17 protein-coding genes and 1 pseudogene are annotated in these 17,772 nt (G+C 34.4%); 7 read left to right on the forward strand and 11 right to left on the reverse strand.

All coding sequences use genetic code 11. The features are described 5' to 3' along the window. Positions 1 to 359: 359 nt before the first annotated feature. On the reverse strand, positions 360 to 635 hold the full coding sequence (locus tag ACFVR2_RS17725) for a hypothetical protein (RefSeq protein WP_387364513.1): 276 nt from the start codon (positions 633 to 635) through the stop codon (positions 360 to 362). A 137-nt stretch (positions 636 to 772) separates the two neighbouring features. Between ACFVR2_RS17725 and ACFVR2_RS17730 the strand changes: the two genes are divergently transcribed. Next, a complete protein-coding gene (locus ACFVR2_RS17730; protein ID WP_387364516.1) occupies positions 773 to 1,249 on the forward strand; it encodes a hypothetical protein in 477 nt (158 codons plus the stop codon). On the opposite strand, the gene ACFVR2_RS17735 is transcribed toward ACFVR2_RS17730, so the two are convergent. Further along, positions 1,201 to 1,740 (reverse strand): hypothetical protein, encoded by a 540-nt coding sequence (locus ACFVR2_RS17735; RefSeq protein ID WP_387364519.1) that lies wholly within the window; start codon positions 1,738 to 1,740, stop codon positions 1,201 to 1,203. The genes ACFVR2_RS17730 and ACFVR2_RS17735 overlap by 49 nt on opposite strands. 243 nt (positions 1,741 to 1,983) lie before the next feature. Between ACFVR2_RS17735 and ACFVR2_RS17740 the strand changes: the two genes are divergently transcribed. Further along, a complete protein-coding gene (locus tag ACFVR2_RS17740; protein WP_387364522.1) occupies positions 1,984 to 2,736 on the forward strand; it encodes a hypothetical protein in 753 nt (250 codons plus the stop codon). A 237-nt stretch (positions 2,737 to 2,973) separates the two neighbouring features. Here ACFVR2_RS17740 and ACFVR2_RS17745 read toward each other — a convergent pair whose 3' ends face one another. The 5 genes from ACFVR2_RS17745 to ACFVR2_RS17765 form a co-directional block, all read right to left on the reverse strand. Then, positions 2,974 to 3,525, reverse strand: coding sequence for a hypothetical protein (locus ACFVR2_RS17745; protein ID WP_387365068.1), 552 nt, complete (start codon positions 3,523 to 3,525; stop codon positions 2,974 to 2,976). Between the two features lie 1,112 nt (positions 3,526 to 4,637). Next, positions 4,638 to 6,263 (reverse strand): recombinase family protein, encoded by a 1,626-nt coding sequence (locus tag ACFVR2_RS17750; RefSeq protein ID WP_387364525.1) that lies wholly within the window; start codon positions 6,261 to 6,263, stop codon positions 4,638 to 4,640. Further along, complete coding sequence (locus ACFVR2_RS17755; protein ID WP_387364528.1) at positions 6,260 to 7,699, reverse strand: recombinase family protein; 1,440 nt, start codon at positions 7,697 to 7,699, stop codon at positions 6,260 to 6,262. The genes ACFVR2_RS17750 and ACFVR2_RS17755 overlap by 4 nt, the downstream gene beginning before the upstream one ends. Continuing rightward, positions 7,674 to 7,850, reverse strand: coding sequence for a hypothetical protein (locus ACFVR2_RS17760; protein ID WP_387364531.1), 177 nt, complete (start codon positions 7,848 to 7,850; stop codon positions 7,674 to 7,676). Before ACFVR2_RS17760 ends, ACFVR2_RS17755 begins: the two co-directional genes overlap by 26 nt. Positions 7,851 to 7,936: 86 nt before the next feature. Further along, positions 7,937 to 8,143 (reverse strand): hypothetical protein, encoded by a 207-nt coding sequence (locus ACFVR2_RS17765; protein ID WP_387364534.1) that lies wholly within the window; start codon positions 8,141 to 8,143, stop codon positions 7,937 to 7,939. Positions 8,144 to 8,260: 117 nt separating this feature from the next. On the opposite strand from ACFVR2_RS17765, the gene ACFVR2_RS17770 reads away from it, so the two are divergent. Beyond that, on the forward strand, positions 8,261 to 9,724 hold the full coding sequence (locus ACFVR2_RS17770) for a recombinase family protein (RefSeq protein WP_387364537.1): 1,464 nt from the start codon (positions 8,261 to 8,263) through the stop codon (positions 9,722 to 9,724). 51 nt (positions 9,725 to 9,775) lie between these two features. On the opposite strand, the gene ACFVR2_RS17775 is transcribed toward ACFVR2_RS17770, so the two are convergent. Together ACFVR2_RS17775 and ACFVR2_RS17780 are read right to left on the reverse strand one after the other, a co-directional pair. Next, the gene (locus ACFVR2_RS17775; RefSeq protein WP_387364540.1) at positions 9,776 to 10,771 is read right to left on the reverse strand and encodes a toll/interleukin-1 receptor domain-containing protein; all 996 of its coding nucleotides are present in this window, start codon (positions 10,769 to 10,771) and stop codon (positions 9,776 to 9,778) included. A gap of 209 nt (positions 10,772 to 10,980) precedes the next feature. Next, a pseudogene (locus tag ACFVR2_RS17780) lies at positions 10,981 to 11,778 on the reverse strand (SpoVR family protein); the annotation flags it as partial. Between the two features lie 675 nt (positions 11,779 to 12,453). Here ACFVR2_RS17780 and ACFVR2_RS17785 point away from each other — a divergent pair. After that, the gene (locus tag ACFVR2_RS17785; RefSeq protein ID WP_387364543.1) at positions 12,454 to 12,711 is read left to right on the forward strand and encodes a YhdB family protein; all 258 of its coding nucleotides are present in this window, start codon (positions 12,454 to 12,456) and stop codon (positions 12,709 to 12,711) included. Positions 12,712 to 12,753: 42 nt separating this feature from the next. Here the strand turns inward: ACFVR2_RS17785 and ACFVR2_RS17790 are convergent, their stop codons facing one another. Further along, positions 12,754 to 14,478, reverse strand: coding sequence for a phospho-sugar mutase (locus tag ACFVR2_RS17790; protein WP_387364546.1), 1,725 nt, complete (start codon positions 14,476 to 14,478; stop codon positions 12,754 to 12,756). A gap of 171 nt (positions 14,479 to 14,649) precedes the next feature. Between ACFVR2_RS17790 and ACFVR2_RS17795 the strand changes: the two genes are divergently transcribed. Next, a complete protein-coding gene (locus ACFVR2_RS17795; protein WP_056471273.1) occupies positions 14,650 to 14,862 on the forward strand; it encodes a DUF1540 domain-containing protein in 213 nt (70 codons plus the stop codon). Between the two features lie 49 nt (positions 14,863 to 14,911). Here the strand turns inward: ACFVR2_RS17795 and ACFVR2_RS17800 are convergent, their stop codons facing one another. Further along, positions 14,912 to 15,778: an SDR family oxidoreductase gene (locus ACFVR2_RS17800; protein WP_387364549.1), complete on the reverse strand. Its 867-nt coding sequence runs from the start codon at positions 15,776 to 15,778 to the stop codon at positions 14,912 to 14,914. A 187-nt stretch (positions 15,779 to 15,965) separates the two neighbouring features. On the opposite strand from ACFVR2_RS17800, the gene ACFVR2_RS17805 reads away from it, so the two are divergent. Further along, on the forward strand, positions 15,966 to 17,267 hold the full coding sequence (locus ACFVR2_RS17805) for an NCS2 family permease (protein WP_387364552.1): 1,302 nt from the start codon (positions 15,966 to 15,968) through the stop codon (positions 17,265 to 17,267). Between the two features lie 136 nt (positions 17,268 to 17,403). Beyond that, on the forward strand, positions 17,404 to 17,712 hold the full coding sequence (locus ACFVR2_RS17810; RefSeq protein WP_387364555.1) for a hypothetical protein: 309 nt from the start codon (positions 17,404 to 17,406) through the stop codon (positions 17,710 to 17,712). The last annotated feature ends 60 nt before the right edge of the window (positions 17,713 to 17,772 follow it).

Consider the following 17,772-nt stretch of genomic DNA (forward strand, 5'->3'; position numbering starts at 1 on the left):
TTATGTAATTAATATTAATCATTAGTGAAATAGAACTTGGGGGATTTAGTTACTTTTTAAATAAAAATTAAATAGTAGTTAGCTTTTTATTGAATTTTTTCATCAGAATCTAAGAAATATAAAAAAGATGCTAACTCACAAATATAACTAGAGTGTTTCAATGAAAAAAGTTCGAAAAGAGGAAAAAGAATTAAAAAACATTATAAAAAATAAAAAAACCAGCATTATGCTGGGTTCTTTGTTTGAATTCTAATTATTACAGTTGTTAACAGTACGAACCATTTACATTTGTACCTTTTGTTGTATCTCTATCAATTTCAGCGGATCTAGGTAAAATGACCGTGACTTCTACGCGACTTTCACCAACCATTCCTAATCCATTCAAATGGAACACGAATTTGGAAATCATAACAATCAGCCAGTCTAAGATGATTTAATGGAAAAATCTTATATACATATGACAATTCATATGTATTAATCGCTCCAGCCACAGGCGTTAATTGCGTACTCTTTAACAGCGATAATAAGAGTAGTTTTGACGCATTACTCAATGTTTCACTTGGATTGCCGTTTAATGCTTGTGTCTGGATCTCTTCTGTTCCAGCTAATAACGTACTTGCTTTAAAAGAAGTCACTACCAACCCTTCTAATTGAAGGATTTCTAATAGCCTTGGATTTGCTGTGACACCGAGTAGGGTTTTTAAACTGCTGATTTACAAACCGTTTAGTTTCCATTATGATTTTTTTATAACTTTATATAGGGGGATTTGAATTGATAAGAAAAATAGTAAATGCAAATGATTTACCAGTACCTACTTTTGTAACTTCGGATTCAATAAATGCTTGTTCAAAAAGAACAAAAAGAGAAGATTGTTTGCTCATTTCATCCCAACTACAAGATTGTGAATTCTGCTCAAGCTTAAAAAGTGCTTTATTAACCCGAAATTGGTTATTAGAGAATGGGTTTACTGATACTCAATTAGAATCTTTAGTAGACATTGGTTATTTCGAAGAAAATTTCCCGAAAATTCACGCTAAATTCTTACATTATTGTCATCAAAACAACTTCGAAACCCCATTTAAATTAATTGTTAACGCATGGGCATTCGGGTCATATGAAAAAGATAGTGAAAAAGCCAGAGTTGATACAGCAGGTACACCTAAACAAATTATGAACGGTCGACACCGCATTAGAATGGCTCAAATATTAAATTCATCAATTCCAGTTTGGTTTGAACAATCAGTGTAAATAAAAGTATAAAATTGGTTGACAGGGACTAGCGTTCTATCTGAGCTTCTTAGTCCCTTTTCTTCTTTGTGACCGAAAAACAAGTATTTTATCTTTTTCTTTTTCATTATTGAGACTAATTGTTGTACTGTTTCTTGATTAAAAATTGAGAATTTATTAATTAGAAATATATCGATATGTTCATCTAAGGAATCCATGTAATTTAGGAAATCTTCCATTTCATCAGTACAGTTTTCTTTCTCTTTAAAAACAAAACCTGATACATTTATCCCCTTAACCTCCGTAATCTGTTTGTGTACACATGTATATACTCCTTTTCCGACACTTTCTCCATTATCAACCAACATACAAATTGGTGCTTCATAAAATAATTTCATTTCAGTTAATTTTTCATCTGTAAGACAATCCAGTGTAAATATTAATTTAACATTTATAATATATGGATATGTTGACTCCTTAAAGGGAACAGAAAATACTAGGATTGGGAACAATTCAATCGCCTCCTCGTTAAAATTTGATTTCAAAATTTATACTAATCATTAACATCTTTCTGTCAAATAAAAGCCACTTCTATTATTACATACAATCCTATTGAGTACGTTGGATTACACTTCATGTACTCCTTTCTTTGTTTTACTAGAATATTTTTAGTCCTTTGAAGGGAGAGGATGAAATATAGATTGAATAGCATAGGACAATTTTCATAGCTCATACAAATAAATGAGGTGGTGACTATGAATAATGTTCAGATTCTTTATGTAAATAAGAAGAAGATCATTCCCGTTTTTCACGAGCACTTTGAAGAGGCGACAAAAGGAAGATTAAGAAAATTAAAACCATACTTCGATGCGTACGATCTCCTAGTTCCTGTAGAAAAAGATCCCGAAGCAGATTTATACTATGCAACAGGGGCAATACACAAATTAAATTATTTATACAATGATAATGAGAATGTTCTGTGCTTGGTTGAAGAATTTACTAGTACGGATAAGCAGCTATTAAAATATTGTCGTAGACTTTCCATACTCTATCGAACGTCTCCCCAATCTAAAAAAAAATTAATCTCAAAATTAAGTAATCATCCGACAATTAACAAACAAAAATTAATTAATCAAAGTCTAATAACAAGGAAAATGTTAAAAGATTTTCAATATAGTGAGTCGGTACCCCTATCTATTCAAAACGAGAATGAACTAATAAATAATCCGCTTAGTCAGATTAAACTTAATATGATTTATGATTTATCGATTTCAATAGAAGAAAAAAATCACATATTTAAATTAGCTAAAGAACGTAGGATTATTCAATCTGAAATTTTAGCAATTAAACGAATGCTTCTTGAAATTCCAGAATATCACCAATTATCCCTGGACAGTAAATTCAAAGCAATCACATTTATTACATATTCATCTGCAATGGTATTATCTTTTTGGGAGAGTTATATTCGTGATATACTTAACAATGAATTAAATGAAGATGACACTTGAATAATGATTAAATAAAGGGATTGGTTGTTATACCAATCCCTTTATTTATTAGATTCATTTGCAGCTCCGTAAAAAGGATTTTTAACTGATTTTTTATTTAAACGACCATGTAAAAAACATATGGTCCAGTTTTAGATCCTTATATGAGCCAAAAAATTTGATGAACTGAATAGAGCTGCAAACTACAATCGTAATACGTAACAAAATTAAAAACAGAATCTCTCCATAGAAGACCCTTCACTTATCTTCCTCGATAATTTTTCTTAACGATTGTTCACTCAACCCATTTTGACAAAAATCAAATGATTTATGTAATAGTCGTTTGGAGCGATCAACAATCTGACCGAGATGATATCCTGTATGTTCAACCAAATGATACAGATTGTGCATATCAATTTCGTTCGGTAAATTCTCTATTAACTGCTTCATTACTTCGTTTAATTCAGTAAAAGATTCATTGATTTGTTGAATCAATTCTTGAGATGATGCGTCAGATTCTGGAAAATGATCTTCAATTCCTTTCTCAAACCTTTTATGATTCGGATCAGAGAATCGAATCGTATTTCTCTTTACGTGTTCACATATATGAAGAACAATGCCGCCCACTGAATTGACACATGATCCCTCTTTACTCCATAACTGATGTGAATCAAGTTCTTGAACGGCTTGAATTAATTTAGGTAAATAGTGATGGACCATTCGATGTTGTGATATATTGACAAATAAGGTTAAAGGATCTTTATTTTCAATGTTACCTACTATTTCATTTGAAAAATCTTCTAGTGTCATTTGTCCAACAGGTGCATTACTTTTCGCTGTTTTCTTTCCATGAACCACTTGATTTTGTTCTGTTGCTGTAATTTGTTTCTCAGGTACTAGTAAATGGTCGCTTTCTGTTAATTCTCTATCTTGACTGGATAAACTAGCTAAATTTTCTACGCAGTCAATTAATTTATTTAACTGTTCTTCAATTGTATTTAATCGTGACTCTTCTTTCTCAATATTCATTTCATCTTTTTCTTCTTTACGTTTCTCTTTTTTAAATTTTTCTTCAAATTCATCAACATAAGCATCATACACTTCCATGATTCTCACAATACCCTCATTTTGAGAATCGATGAAATCAAATAGATCTTGTTCTTTAATGATATAGCCATACGGCATTTTAGTAGCGAATAGACGGTTTTCTCGAATGAACCTTGTCAATACTTGCTGGCTTCCCGTCACATAGTGTTTTTTCATGAAATAAAGTGCTTCGTGTACATTGTAGTAGCGTTCGCTTTCCATGTACAAACCTCCTAGCAAAATCTGCTTGTACAGTATATGTGGACAACTCCAATTTCATGAGTCATTACTTTTGTAAAATGACTATTGTAACTTTACTTATGTAAAATTTTTTTTGTAAGTTTACTATTGTCATGTTACTCTAGTAAACTTACAAAAGTAACATGACAATAGTAAAATGCACTACCGAGAAAAATGTTGTTAAAAATTATACGACCGAGAAATGTTTTGTAGGTTTTTGAGACCTCATTAACAAATAGTCTCAAATATTGACAAAACCCTTGTAGCCTGTACATTCCAGCTATATCAAGGGTTCATAATCTCGGTGGAAGAGAAGAAAGGGATCCCTTTCTTCTCCTTCACCGAGATTTTATACAAGCCTCAATTTACAACCGAGAAATAAGGGAATCCCCTACCTTCCAACATTCGACTTTGCTATTAAATTACTAATCTCTTTGTTCGTCAATAAAGAGTGGTGTCGAATGTCGCTCAAAAACGATTTTTAAATTTGATTAAATCTGTCCATACCTTAATTGTAGCTGGACTTCATCCCAAAGTGGAAAATTACTGCATTTTGACACAAAAAAAGAGGCAATTCTCGATTTTCGAGAACCACCTCATTTTTTTAAGCCATTTACATCGAATTCTTCTTCTTCCTCTTCCTTTCGCAACGTTAGACTCACTCGGTTTCTCGCAGTCAACCGACACGAAACAACCGCAAATAACAGTAGTTTGCGAATTTCATAATGTAACAGTTTCGTCCAATGCATTTTGTCAATGAACGCTCTAATCTGTTTTTCCAGTTTGTTATGATCGGATACTAGCTTGTTGATTGTCTCCATATCTTTCTGAAGTCTCTTTGTCATCACCCTTCCGTGTTCGATTCGCTCCTCACTTAACCGTTTTGAAATTAAATAAGCAAGCGCCTGTGGACTCGATGACTCATGAAGAAGGATATCTTTTGTTTCAACATTGGTTTGTGAACGGTTTAAAGAAATTAAAAACGCTTCTTCTTCCTCTATTACCTGGCTCAAATTTTGAATACTTTTCCGTTTTTCATGTAGTTCTTGCAGCAAGTTCTCTTTGACGATTTCACCTACATAGGTTGGTGTTAAACAATGATGAAATACTTTTGCCATTACCATGTAATGTAATTCATCTGCCAGGATTTTTTCACGACAAGTCCGATGTTGACAAATGTAATACCGATAACCATAAACCCCACTTTTCCCTTTTTGATTCGTTCGTTGATCTTTTCCAAGCATTTTCTCACCGCAGTGACAAGTAAGTACATGATTGAGGTAAAACGAACTGTTCGTGTGTCGATCATGTTTCTCTCGGCTGGTATATAAATGCCAACAATAGAGCCATTCTTCCATTGATAAAATTGGCTCAGCGATGAATTCGCAAGGATACCAGACCCACTCTTCAATTGGCTTAAACACCACACCTTTTTCCTCACTATAACGGTTGTACACAAGATTCCCCGTATAAATTGGGTTAAGCAAAATGTTTTTGACTTTGTTACTCGTCCAAACTTTCTTCTCTGAGGTTCCCTCCTCACTTTCTAGTTCATTTGCGATACTGGTTAAGGTTTGATGCTGTCGATACCGTTCAAAAATCTGTTTCACATTGACAATTTGTTCGGTAATTGGCTCAAATTCATCCACCATTTCCTCTATTTTCCCTTTTCGTACTTCTTTTATTTTCTTTGTTTGATACCCATATGGTGGTCGCCCACCAATATATGCTTGTTTGTCACGGAGCGTACGAAGGGCTGATTTTGTTCGGTTCGAAATCGTATCTGATTCAAATTTCGTTAAACTATCCTCAATTAAATTCCGAATCAAATCATCGTGCTGATACAACTCATTTCGTGAGGCAATGACTATCGGTACCCCTAATTTTTCGAGTTTATCTCGGAGTTTAAAATGTTCGGATGTTTGACGTGAAATGCGATCGCGGTCTGATACGACGACCGCATCAAACACCCCGTCTTCTAAATCGTTTAATAATCGAGAAAAGTGCTCCCTTTCTTCATAACGTTTTGAATATGCGCTTTTTACATCTTCATAATTCGAATCTGCCCCAAGTACCTGACCATGTTGCGCCAAATATTCGATCACTAGGTCCTTTTGTTGTGAGTCAACCCGTTGTTCGCTTGTCGAGACGCGACCGTAAAAGGCAACTTTATTCGCGGACGCTAGAATCTCTTCTGGTGTACGTTTTTCTGTTTTTTTCACAGTAAGCAGCCCTTTCGCTCATTGTGAATATAGGAAATCGCTTTGATTCCTTTTCTGTACTCCACTCGTTTCACAATCTGTAAAAGATAGTTGATTTCCATTGGTTTCAATCCTTCTTTCTTAACTCGTTCCAGTTCTTTTTCCTTCGTTAGCGACTGTACAAACGATTTAATTGAATAACAGCGCGATTCAATAAAGTCCAATTCACTCATCTTCTCACGATAGGTTTCAACGAATGATTCATTTAGAGCGATCACACCCTTCGTTTTCACATGATACTTCACATTTTCCACGATATTTTGTTCAAGGTTTTTAATTTCAAGTCTTAACGAATTTGCCCTTTTTTCAAATGGTGAGACGATCATTTTTTGGAGTTGATCCCGCACTGTTTCCCATTCTCTCATTCCATTTTCCAGTAACCTATTTCGAACCGTAACGAGTACTTCTTGATCAACTCGTTCAATATGTGGTGAATTTTTACACCCTTTAGTTTTACACTTGTACATTTTCGGGGTAACCGTAAACGGTTCCCTGCACGTTGCACAATGAACTACTCCTGCTAACTTTGCTACAACCACTTCGTCTTCTTCGATCATTTTCTCGACCCCACTTGGTGGTTTCATCAACGCTAACACAGCGTTTACCTCTTCCCAACTGTCCACATTAACAATTCGAAGATGTGATGCAGGTTCATTGAATTCCTGTCCATCAATCGTTTGACTCATAATCCCTTTATGCAATGGTTGGCTTAAGATTTTCCAGACTTGTTTTTCATCTAACTCTTTTAACACTTTATTTTTTTTGACTGACTCAAAAAATGTCTTAAAGTCTGTCTCTTTTTTACAAAGTTCCGTTTTAGCGAAAGCATATAACGCTTTCACAATTTTTACTTTCGATGAATCGATTGCAAGAACTCCTGGTTGGTCTTCGCTTTTCTTGATATAGGCATATGGGTACGAGCCTGCCGCCCATCTTCCTTGACTAGCTGCGGTTTTTTTCGAATTAATGAGCCGTCTGACAATGTTATTTCCTTCATATTCAGCAATCCCAGCCAAAAGTGACTCAATTAAATCGGATACAACACCATCAAAAAGAGGCGGTTCATTATCTGCTGCAAAATGTAATTCAACTTTGCACGAACGAATTTGATGTAAAATATCGAGATACTGTTCGACATTTCTTGCCAATCGGTCTCGTTTAAAAATCAGAATGCGTCCGATTGTTCCATTCTTGCAGTCGTTTAGTAGTCGGTTTAAGTGAAGCCGTTCCTTCATTTCTGTTTTTCGTGCCGAACATTTTCCTTCATTGTATACTTCATCGATGATCCAATCGCGCTGCTTGGCATACTCCAAACAATGCGAGCGTTGCATCTCCAGGGAATTTTTTTGTTTATCGGTATCAAGTGATTGCCTAATGTACACCACCGTTTTTTTCATCTTGTAACTCACGCTCCTCAAACTTTCTATTCAGCTGATGACATAGTATCGACGCAAGCGTTTTTGCCCATTCATTTTCAAATCCGCTCACAAATTGGATTTGTAACGAATCCAATTGGATGCTCTCATTCTCTTTTGGTTTTCTACCCATACTGAACACTCCTTCGTGAATTATATTTATCAGTATGGACAGATGCATAATTTTTATTCACTATGGTAAATACTTTGTTCATGTCACTAAACATTTTTGTTCGATATAATTTGGATGTCATATTGTGGATAAGTTGTGGATAGATAGGATTCGATGACCAATCGTTCAAATTTGGCACGCCACGTGATTAATCGTTCTGACAGTAAAACTCGTTCTTCAGTCGGTAACTCATCCAATGAGGAAAATGAATACTCACCAAGCATAAATGAGGTTTTTTCTTGCTGCTTTTCCATTTCAATCACTCCCTTATTACAAGGTATGTGGGATTGAAAGTAGGACAACCCACTTTTTCATATTGTATTTTTGGCTTTCATATAGTTAGACAAGAAGTAAAAAAGGAGGGGCTTACGATGAACAAAACAGGAAAAGCTGATGATACACGATCGATTGCCATCTACTGTCGTGTCTCCACAGACGAACAAGCACGTGAAGGCTTATCACTTGATGATCAACAAAGTCGATTGTCCTCCTATTGCATAGCCATGGATTGGAAACAAGACGTGACCTATTATATTGATGACGGTTATTCAGCCAAAAATATTGAACGCCCACAATTAACCAAACTACTTGAAGACGTCAAACAACAGAAAATTTCACGAGTCATCGTGACGAAACTGGATCGGATGAGCCGTAAACTCTTGAACTTACTCGAACTCATCGAATTGTTCCAACAGTACGATGTTTCGTTTATTTCAATTAGTGAAAGCTTTGATACACATACCCCTTCTGGACGATTAACGCTTCAAGTGCTTGGAGCTGTTGCCGAGTTTGAACGGGAACGCATTCGTGAACGCGTAATTGATACGATGTTTCATGCTGCCAACCAAGGAAAATGGCTCACTTCTGCACCTTATGGGTATCAACTGGTCGACAAATTGTTAGTCGTAAAAGAACCAGAAGCATCCGTAGTAAAACGTATTTTTAGATTGTACGAAGAAGGAAATGGCTATATTAACATCGCGAAAACATTAAACAATGAGGGGATTCTATCACCTGGAGGCAAAGACTGGTGGAATCGAAGTGTGAAACTCATACTAAGTAACCCCGTTTATAAGGGCACAACAATCTGGAATCGACGGGATCGAACCAATAAGAAAGAGCCACAAAAAGATATGGAAGAGTGGATCATACAAGAAGACACGCATGAAGCCATTATTGAACCTGCTTTATGGGAAGACGTGCAAGTGAAAATGAGTGGGCGAAAAACACCCAACCGTTCAAAGAATAGTCCTTATTTATTAAGTGGTTTATTAAAATGCCCAGAATGCGGATCAGGCATGAGTGTGAGTTCATCTGGTTCCAAGAACAGTCCGTACAAGGCTTACCGTTGTTCTGCGTATAGTAATAAAGGAAGTTGCACGGGCAAACAGTATAAGGTTGAGGTGATGGATGAATTATTTAAAAAAGGGCTAGAGGAATTACTTGAGAAAATTCCATCAATGGATTTCGAAGTGTCAAAAAAAACCGCTACTTCATCAATTAACTCAACATCAAACCAACAAAAAATACATGTCGCACAGAAACGATATGAACGAAAAGTTGAAGCTTATACAGCTGGTTTGATCAGTTTGGAGGATTTAAAAGAAGAAAAAAATCGGTTAGAGATTTTAGAAGAAACTTTAAAAGTAATAGAAGAAGACTATTTGAATTTAGAACAAGTAAAGAAGGAGTTAAAAAATGTTATTAAGTCAGTGATTGTAGCGTTAGAAAGATTACCAACTGAGAGGGTAAAAGAATTATTAGGGGAATTGATTGAAAAAGTAACGCCAAGTGATAACGAGAAAATGAACATAGTACTTAAAGTTCTAAATTAACAAAGCTATTCATGAAGAAATTTTCTTTATGAATAGCTTTGTTAATTCATTTCACTTTAAAACTTGAGAAATGTTATTGTTCCACACTTCTCTTACAATTTCTTCTGGAGTAGATACATCTCTATTCCCGAACATATTCATCGTCATTTTTAAATGCAACTTATTATTCTTATTGATTTCGTGTACGATGATTTCGTTCATTGAATTATCAGTTCTACTCAAATGCCTTCCATATGAAAAATTAATGGTACTTCGTCCGATCGAATCTCCATACCAAATCTTCATTCCGTGGATATGTTCTCCATCAATATACAATTGGAAAGTGCTTTTATATTTCTCAATTTCATCATGATCAAATTCAAAGTTTGGATTCGATGCTTGTACTTTCTTAAACAATCTATTAAACAACTGTATTAATTGATTAAAACTATCCTTCATAAATTTTTCAATGTCACGGTCTGTAATTCGCTTCAAACTTGGTATAGTTATATCAGAAAAATCCCACTCAGTTTGTCTACTTCTCTGTTCATCAACTTGAACAATTCTACTAGGTTTTTTGGGTTCTAATGTTGGTATTTCTCCCACAGGTTCCACGTAATAAAATGGTTTTTGATGTAATCGATAAATCAACTCAGTTAATTTTTCGTCATATTCCCTGTCATTCGAAAAATCAATGGCATGTCTCCCTTTTAAATGGAACGGAAAAACTCTTGAAAACTCACCTTTGTGACGCATAATTAGTACTAATTTTTCTGGATTATCCATTAAGTAAGGTAGAGTTAAAAGTGATTCAAAACCAACTCCCCCTATAAATTGATCAGCTTTTCGTGCATATGATTCTGTTAAGACTATGACAACAAAATCACTATCTCTTACTTTTTCGACCATCATTTGATTTAGGTTTACGGATTTAGTTTGTGTTTCAAAAACATCTACCTCAACGAATAATCCTTTTTTCCTTAATTCGTTTACAAGATATAAAACCCACTCCTGATGTTCTTTCGAGTCCCAACTATAACTTACAAATACACGTTTGTTCGTTTCCAAATTAACTTCCTCCTTATAGGATATTCCATCCTTTCGCATCCAAATTATCTATAATTATTTTAACAGAAATATTATGTTCTTAATAATGAAACAAACACAAAAAAACAGAAAAATCTTTTCCTGTTTTAACACACATTCATCATATTAAAGTAATGATAATAATATAGTAATATTATATGAGGCATTAAAAATCCTTAGGAAACACACCCCCAGCCTTCATTCATAATTTTCGTTTCAAGTTGTGGCCAGAAATAAAGCATTTCTTCTCGTAACATAGTCAGGATGTCACGTTGCCATTCTTCTAGTTCTCTTGAGTATTCTTCAATAAATAATAGGATATCTTTTTCGGGTTGTGGTGGGAATTGTTTGCGTTTAATTGGGATAAGGTTCGAATCACTTTTCTTCTCTTTACTATTGTCCATATTCCATAAATCATCGTATGGTGTAACTCTTTTTTTCTCTTTCATTGGGAAATCACTTTCTAAATCATAAGCCAGTTTTGGTCGCATTAATGATGGATCGATATGCTCTTGAATTGAGAGTACTGCATCTAGGAAATTTTCTACTTCTTGCTTTCCGTATATATGTTCATAGTGTTTAATTCGTTCAGCAGTAGCTGCCATACTTTCAACCATGTCTCTCTTCGTGTTTGAGAAACGAATATTATTTTTAAAGAAGTCACAATGAGCTAAAACGTGTGCAACAATTAATTTATTTTGAACGAGAGAGTTTGTATCTAATAAAAACGCATAACATGGGTCAGAGTTGATTACCAATTCATAAATTTTGCTTAACCCTAAATCGTAATGAAGCTTCATTTTATAAAACTGTTTTCCAAAGCTCCAGTGGGAGAATCTTGTAGGCATACCGTAAGCGCCAAATGTATAAATGATATCTGCAGGACAGATTTCATAGCGCATTGGGTAAAAGTCTAGCCCAAATCCTCTCGCAATTTCGGTAATTTCATCAATAGCATATTCCAACGCTCTATATTCACTCGCCTTCATCACACTCTCCTCCTGTCTCTTCTTATATTATTCTATGAACCGAAAATTGAATTAATGTAAAAATAGTCATATCTCTACTATATTCATATGCCTAATTCGAAATTTTTTGAAAAAATCACAAACACAAAAAAACGTATGAAAAAAATTCATACGGTAGTTAATTTTATTTGTACAATGCGGTTGATATAACTTCTTTTTTTGAATACTTTTATTTTTGAATAAGAACAGTACAAAATGCAGTTGGAGTACATAGTTTCTCCAGTATTATTTATTGATTTTAATCTTATTATTCCTGTACCTTATAAAAGTATACTTAATTTAAATTCCGAAATCGCATCTAAATTTTGGGCATCGCATCAAATTCTGAGAATCGCAATTAAATTTCAGAATCGCAATTAAACTCCTATGCAAGTGCAAAAATATCTGCAATCATTATATTTTTTTGCCGAATTCATCCTATTTTGAATTCCATTTAACTAAGCCGAAGCCATTTCTTTTAATTTGATCAAAACCAATTAGGTATTTCTCACTTTACTTCCTTTTTTCCCTATCGTTCCTGCACTTAACCATCCTTTTTTTACCTAACCTCTACCGTAACCTTTTGTTAAATTCTCTCATGGCTAATTAATTTTTTTCACCATAAACTATGTGTACCCTCTAAAAAGGAGGTTCACAATGCAAGTACAATCCGATTATGATTTAGCATTGTATTACACTTATTGTTGTCAATGGGATAAGCTCCTCGTGTTAATGGTAAATACGAAAGACGACCTTTTTTCAAAGCGTATCGAACATTTTCTACATGCCTTTAAATACGAGAGGGATTTAGCGATCATTGATGAAAAATTAAAAGGGATGTTCCAACATATAGAGCATGCTACTAGGGAAGAAAGCGCCGGGGAACAATCTTTTATCTCATCATTAGAGCTTTAACTAAAATAAATGAAAAGAGCGACTAAATAGTCGCTCTTTTTTTTAGACTAATACTTCAATTTTTCCCATAAATGCTTGTTGTAAACTATCCAATTTTTGGATGCTATCTTCACGAGATTGTCCAACAATTCCAAAGTAGAACTTGATTTTTGGTTCAGTTCCAGATGGACGTAGGCATACCCATGAACCGTCTTCAAGTTGATACTTTAATACATTTGATTTAGGTAGAAGTATTTGTTCTTTTTCCCCTGATTCTAAAGTCGTTTTCTCTTGAAGTTTATAATCTTCAACTGTAACAACTTTTAGACCATTTATATCAACAGGAGGGTTTTGACGGTAATTTGTTAAAATCGATTGAATTTTTTCTGTACCTTCAATCCCTTTTAATGTTAATGATTTTAATCCTTCTAAGTAATAGCCATATTGCTCATATAAGCTATTTAGGCCTTCATATAAAGTCATGCCTTTTGTTTTATAATAAGTAGCAATTTCTGCAGCAAGTACTGTTGCTTGAATTGCGTCTTTATCACGAACAAATGGTTTAACTAAATAGCCATAGCTTTCTTCATAACCGAATAAAAATGAATATTCGTTCGTTTGCTCATATTCCTTAATTTTTTCACCGATAAACTTAAATCCAGTTAATGTATCGATTGTTTTAACACCGAATTTTGATGCGATTACTTGACCAAATTCAGATGTAACGATTGTTTTAAGTAATAGTGCATTTGAAGGTACGTCTTGTTGGGTTAATAAATAATGAAGCATTAATGCTCCTGTTTGGTTTCCAGTTAAGACTACGTATTCGCCGTTTTCATTTTTTGTAGCGATTCCTAAACGGTCAGCATCAGGGTCAGTTGCAATTAATACATCGGCATCAATCTCTTTACCGTAACGAATTGCATATTCAAACGCAGCGTGTTCTTCAGGGTTCGGTGATTTTACAGTTGTGAAATTCGGATCTGCTATTGCTTGTTCTTTAACAATTGTTACATTTTCAAAGCCAACTGCTTTTAATGACATCGTTGCAGGCACTAATGCTGTGCCGTGTAGTGGTGTAAAAACAATTTTTAAATCCTTACCATGTTCATGAACTAAATCGTTGTTAACAACCACAGTTTTTAGTTGCTCTACATATAATTTGTCCATTTCTTCATCTAATCTATGTATTAAGCCTTTTTCAACGGATTCTTGCTCAGAAGATACTTCAATTTCCAACTCATTTTCAAATGAATTAACATATTCAATTACTTGATCAGCAGCAGCTGGAGGTAATTGAGCACCATCATCACCATAAACTTTAAATCCATTATATTCAGGTGGGTTATGGCTAGCCGTAATGACAATTCCACCGATGCAGTTTAACTCACGTACTGCAAATGATAATTCTGGTGTAGGACGTAATTCATTAAATACATATGCTTTAATACCGTGCGTTGCAAGTGTTTTTGCTGCTTCCATTGCAAACTCAGGACTTTTATGACGTGAATCGAAAGCAATTGCAACTCCACGATTTTTTGCTTCTTCTCCAAAGCTTTCAATATATTTTGCAAAACCAGCAGATGCTTTACGAATAGTATAAATGTTCATACGATTCGTTCCAGGTCCAATTTCTCCGCGCATTCCACCAGTTCCAAATTCTAAATTTTGATAGAAGCTTTCCTTAAGTATAAGGTGATTATTCTCAAGATTAATTAATTGTTCTTTTAGTTCTTGATCTAAAGTCGGTGATTTAATCCATTTTTCATAAGTTGTTTCCCAATTCATTTTGTTCTCCTCCTATACTTAATCAGAATTCAGATTCGATAAAAGTCTTACGAACTCCTTCTATATTACAAAAGTTTACAATATTCTCACTAAAATTTCTATAATGCACTATTTTAAATCTGAATGAGATTGCAAAGTATGTAGAAAATAAAACAAAAGGAGGGCGAGTTCATGCCAGAAATTAGATGTAGTGTTGCAAATTGTAATTTTTGGGGGCAAGGAAACTTTTGCCAAGCAGACTCAATTCTTGTTCAAACTGAAGCATATGAATACTCAAATGACTTTGATTTAACGATTCAAAATGCAGTCTTAGACGGTGAAATAACTACTTCTGCTGTCCATAGTGGTGAAACTTGCTGTCACACGTTTCGACCTAAATATTAATGAAATGGTGCCATTTACATTTTATCGTATATGGCACCATTTTATTAGTTTATCCGTTTACGATTACTCCACCATTAACATGAATCATTTGTCCTGTAATGAAGGAAGCTTCATTGCTGGCTAAATAAAGATATGCTGGTGCAAGCTCTACAGGCTGTCCAGCTCGTTTCATTGGAGTTGTGCTACCAAACTTCGCTACTTCTTGTTCGTCAAAACTTGCTGGAATCAATGGTGTCCAAATTGGCCCGGGAGCTACACCATTAACACGAATTCCCTTCTGAGCAAGATTTGTAGAAAGTGAGCGAGTAAATGTTACAATCGCCCCTTTTGTCGCTGAGTAATCCAATAATTGATCATGTCCTTTATATGCAGTTATTGACGCAGTATTAATAATCGAATCACCTTGCTTCATATGTGGAAGGCAAGCTTTTGATAAAAAGAACATTGAAAATATATTCGTTTCAAATGTTCTTTTTAATTGCTCCTCCGTAATGTCTTCCAAATTCTTTTGAGGATATTGAACAGCAGCATTGTTCACTAAAATGTTAATTTTCCCGAAGGTTTGAATTGCATTTTGAACGATTTGTTTACAAACTTCCTCAGTTCGAATGTCACATCTCATTATTTCACAATTTCCACCTAAATCATTTATGTATTTCTTTGTGTCTTGCGCATCAACATCTTCATCTAAATATGGAATATAGACTGATGCCCCTTCTTTTGCATAAAGTATAGCAACTGCTCTTCCAATCCCACTATCTCCTCCAGTAATAATGGCTACTTTTCCCTTTAATTTACCACTTGGTGTGTAACTAGGATCATCCGATATCGGTATTGGTGTCATTTCCTTTTCAATACCTGGTTGCTTATTTTGATGTTGTGGAATAAATTTAGTCGGAAACTGTTTTTGAGTCATTTACTACATCCTCCTTTTATATAATTCAGATTTAGCATACCCAAATCGTACTTTTAGGAATACTAAACATAATTGAATTTGTTAAAAGCTGTAAAATTCTCAAAAAGTATTGCACTTTCGCTAGAAAACGAATAATATTAATAACTGTTGAGTATATCATTCGTATTTTTTAACAAGGAGAACTATTATGTTTAAATTAAAAGAGGCTAACACCACCGTTAAAACAGAAATTATAGCCGGCTTCACCACTTTTTTAACTATGGCTTATATAATTATTGTAAATCCTATTATATTATCCGATGCTGGTGTTCCATTTAACCAAGCATTTACTGCAACAATCATTGCAACTTTAGTCGGAACACTATTTATGGCAATGTTCGGAAACTACCCAATCGCGATTGCTCCCGGAATGGGAATGAATGCATATTTTGCTTATTCGGTTGTTTCAAAAGCACATGGTATTTCATATCAATTAGCTTTCTCAGCTGTATTTATTACAGGTATTTTATTCGTTATTCTATCTTTAACAAAATTTAGAACGCATTTAATAGAAGCAATTCCAAATACATTAAAACATGCAATTAGTGTTGGAATTGGATTATTTATCGCATTTATAGGTTTACGTCTTTCAGGTATAATCGTTGCTAATAAAGATAATCTGGTAGGATTAGGCGATCTTCATTCTACTGGTGTAGTCCTTACTATAGTCGGAATTGCAATTACAGTGATCTTATTTGCCTTAAATGTAAATGGAGCTTTATTCTTCGGAATGGTTTCAACAGCAATCATCGCAGGATTAGCTGGAAAACTACACATTAAAGGAAGTATTTTCTCTTTACCTAAACTACCTGAGCATATCATTATTGCTAATCCAGTAACAGCAGCTTCAGATGTCATTCATTATGGACTTTATTCAGTTGTCTTTTCATTCTTATTAGTTACAATTTTTGATACGACAGGTACATTCTTAGGAGTAGCTTCACAAGCTGGTTTATTAAATAAGAAAGATGAAAAACGTACTGGTCGTGCGATGCTTTCTGATTCATTAGGTACAACAATTGGAGCTATGTTTGGTACTTCACCTACAACAGCTTATATCGAATCTACAGCAGGTGTTGCAGCTGGAGGTAGAACAGGTTTAACAGCACTTGTCGTTGCATTACTATTTGTTTTTGCAGCATTCTTTAGCCCACTTGTTAATTCAATTTCTGGTGTAGCAGCAATTACATCACCATCATTAATCGTAGTAGGTTGCTTAATGATGGGTAGCGTTCGACATATTGAGTGGGATAACTTTGAAGAAGCATTCCCTGCATTTCTAGTTATTATCACAATGCCACTTACATCAAGTATTGCTACAGGTATTGCGCTTGGATTTATTACCTATCCATTATTAAAAGTCGTTAAAGGGAAAGCAAAAGATGTTAAACCAGTTATTTATATTTTTGGAATTTTATTCTTAATCCAAATGGTTTTCTTCCCACATTAATATTGAATAATAAAAAGCACATTGTCCTTAAAAAGATTAATGTGCTTTTTTATTTTTTATTTAGGTACTAGCCTTTCCTTGATGGGACATCTTTGCATACATTGTTCATGTAGATAATTCAAGGAGGTGTTCTACGATGTGGAACAACCAAGATCAAGTCAACATGAACTCAAGTAGATGTAGACGTAATGACTGTGATTGTGACGATTGCAGAAGAAGAGACCGTGATTGTGATGATTGCAGAAGAGACCGTGATTGTGACGATTGCAGAAGAGATCGTTGTGATCACGACTGTCATTGCAGATGCAGAAGTTGTTGCTTTAGAAGAAGTCGCTGTGGCTGTATGAATCCGTGTCTAGGTGTCGATATGGTAATGTTTGAAATGATGATGAAAAACATGATGAACAATAATAACAACAAAAATAATAATAATGATAAGGATTAATTTATTTTCTCCCTCCCTCATAAAAAGCAACTTGAATTTAACATGTTGATCAGACTGTTG

Source organism: Gottfriedia sp. NPDC057991 (genome assembly GCF_042886615.1).
Taxonomy (GTDB): domain Bacteria; phylum Bacillota; class Bacilli; order Bacillales; family Bacillaceae_G; genus Gottfriedia.

What these genes read in the sequence shown, in the direction of transcription:
- ACFVR2_RS17810 (WP_387364555.1), top strand. Translation starts at nt 17,404, where the DNA reads ATGTGGAACAACCAAGATCAAGTCAACATGAACTCAAGTAGATGTAGA.
- ACFVR2_RS17745 (WP_387365068.1), bottom strand. Translation starts at nt 3,525, where the DNA reads ATGACACTAGAAGATTTTTCAAATGAAATAGTAGGTAACATTGAAAAT.
- ACFVR2_RS17755 (WP_387364528.1), bottom strand. Translation starts at nt 7,699, where the DNA reads ATGAAAAAAACGGTGGTGTACATTAGGCAATCACTTGATACCGATAAA.
- ACFVR2_RS17740 (WP_387364522.1), top strand. Translation starts at nt 1,984, where the DNA reads ATGAATAATGTTCAGATTCTTTATGTAAATAAGAAGAAGATCATTCCC.
- ACFVR2_RS17765 (WP_387364534.1), bottom strand. Translation starts at nt 8,143, where the DNA reads ATGGAAAAGCAGCAAGAAAAAACCTCATTTATGCTTGGTGAGTATTCA.
- ACFVR2_RS17770 (WP_387364537.1), top strand. Translation starts at nt 8,261, where the DNA reads ATGAACAAAACAGGAAAAGCTGATGATACACGATCGATTGCCATCTAC.
- ACFVR2_RS17805 (WP_387364552.1), top strand. Translation starts at nt 15,966, where the DNA reads ATGTTTAAATTAAAAGAGGCTAACACCACCGTTAAAACAGAAATTATA.
- ACFVR2_RS17785 (WP_387364543.1), top strand. Translation starts at nt 12,454, where the DNA reads ATGCAAGTACAATCCGATTATGATTTAGCATTGTATTACACTTATTGT.
- ACFVR2_RS17795 (WP_056471273.1), top strand. Translation starts at nt 14,650, where the DNA reads ATGCCAGAAATTAGATGTAGTGTTGCAAATTGTAATTTTTGGGGGCAA.
- ACFVR2_RS17790 (WP_387364546.1), bottom strand. Translation starts at nt 14,478, where the DNA reads ATGAATTGGGAAACAACTTATGAAAAATGGATTAAATCACCGACTTTA.
- ACFVR2_RS17760 (WP_387364531.1), bottom strand. Translation starts at nt 7,850, where the DNA reads ATGGGTAGAAAACCAAAAGAGAATGAGAGCATCCAATTGGATTCGTTA.
- ACFVR2_RS17800 (WP_387364549.1), bottom strand. Translation starts at nt 15,778, where the DNA reads ATGACTCAAAAACAGTTTCCGACTAAATTTATTCCACAACATCAAAAT.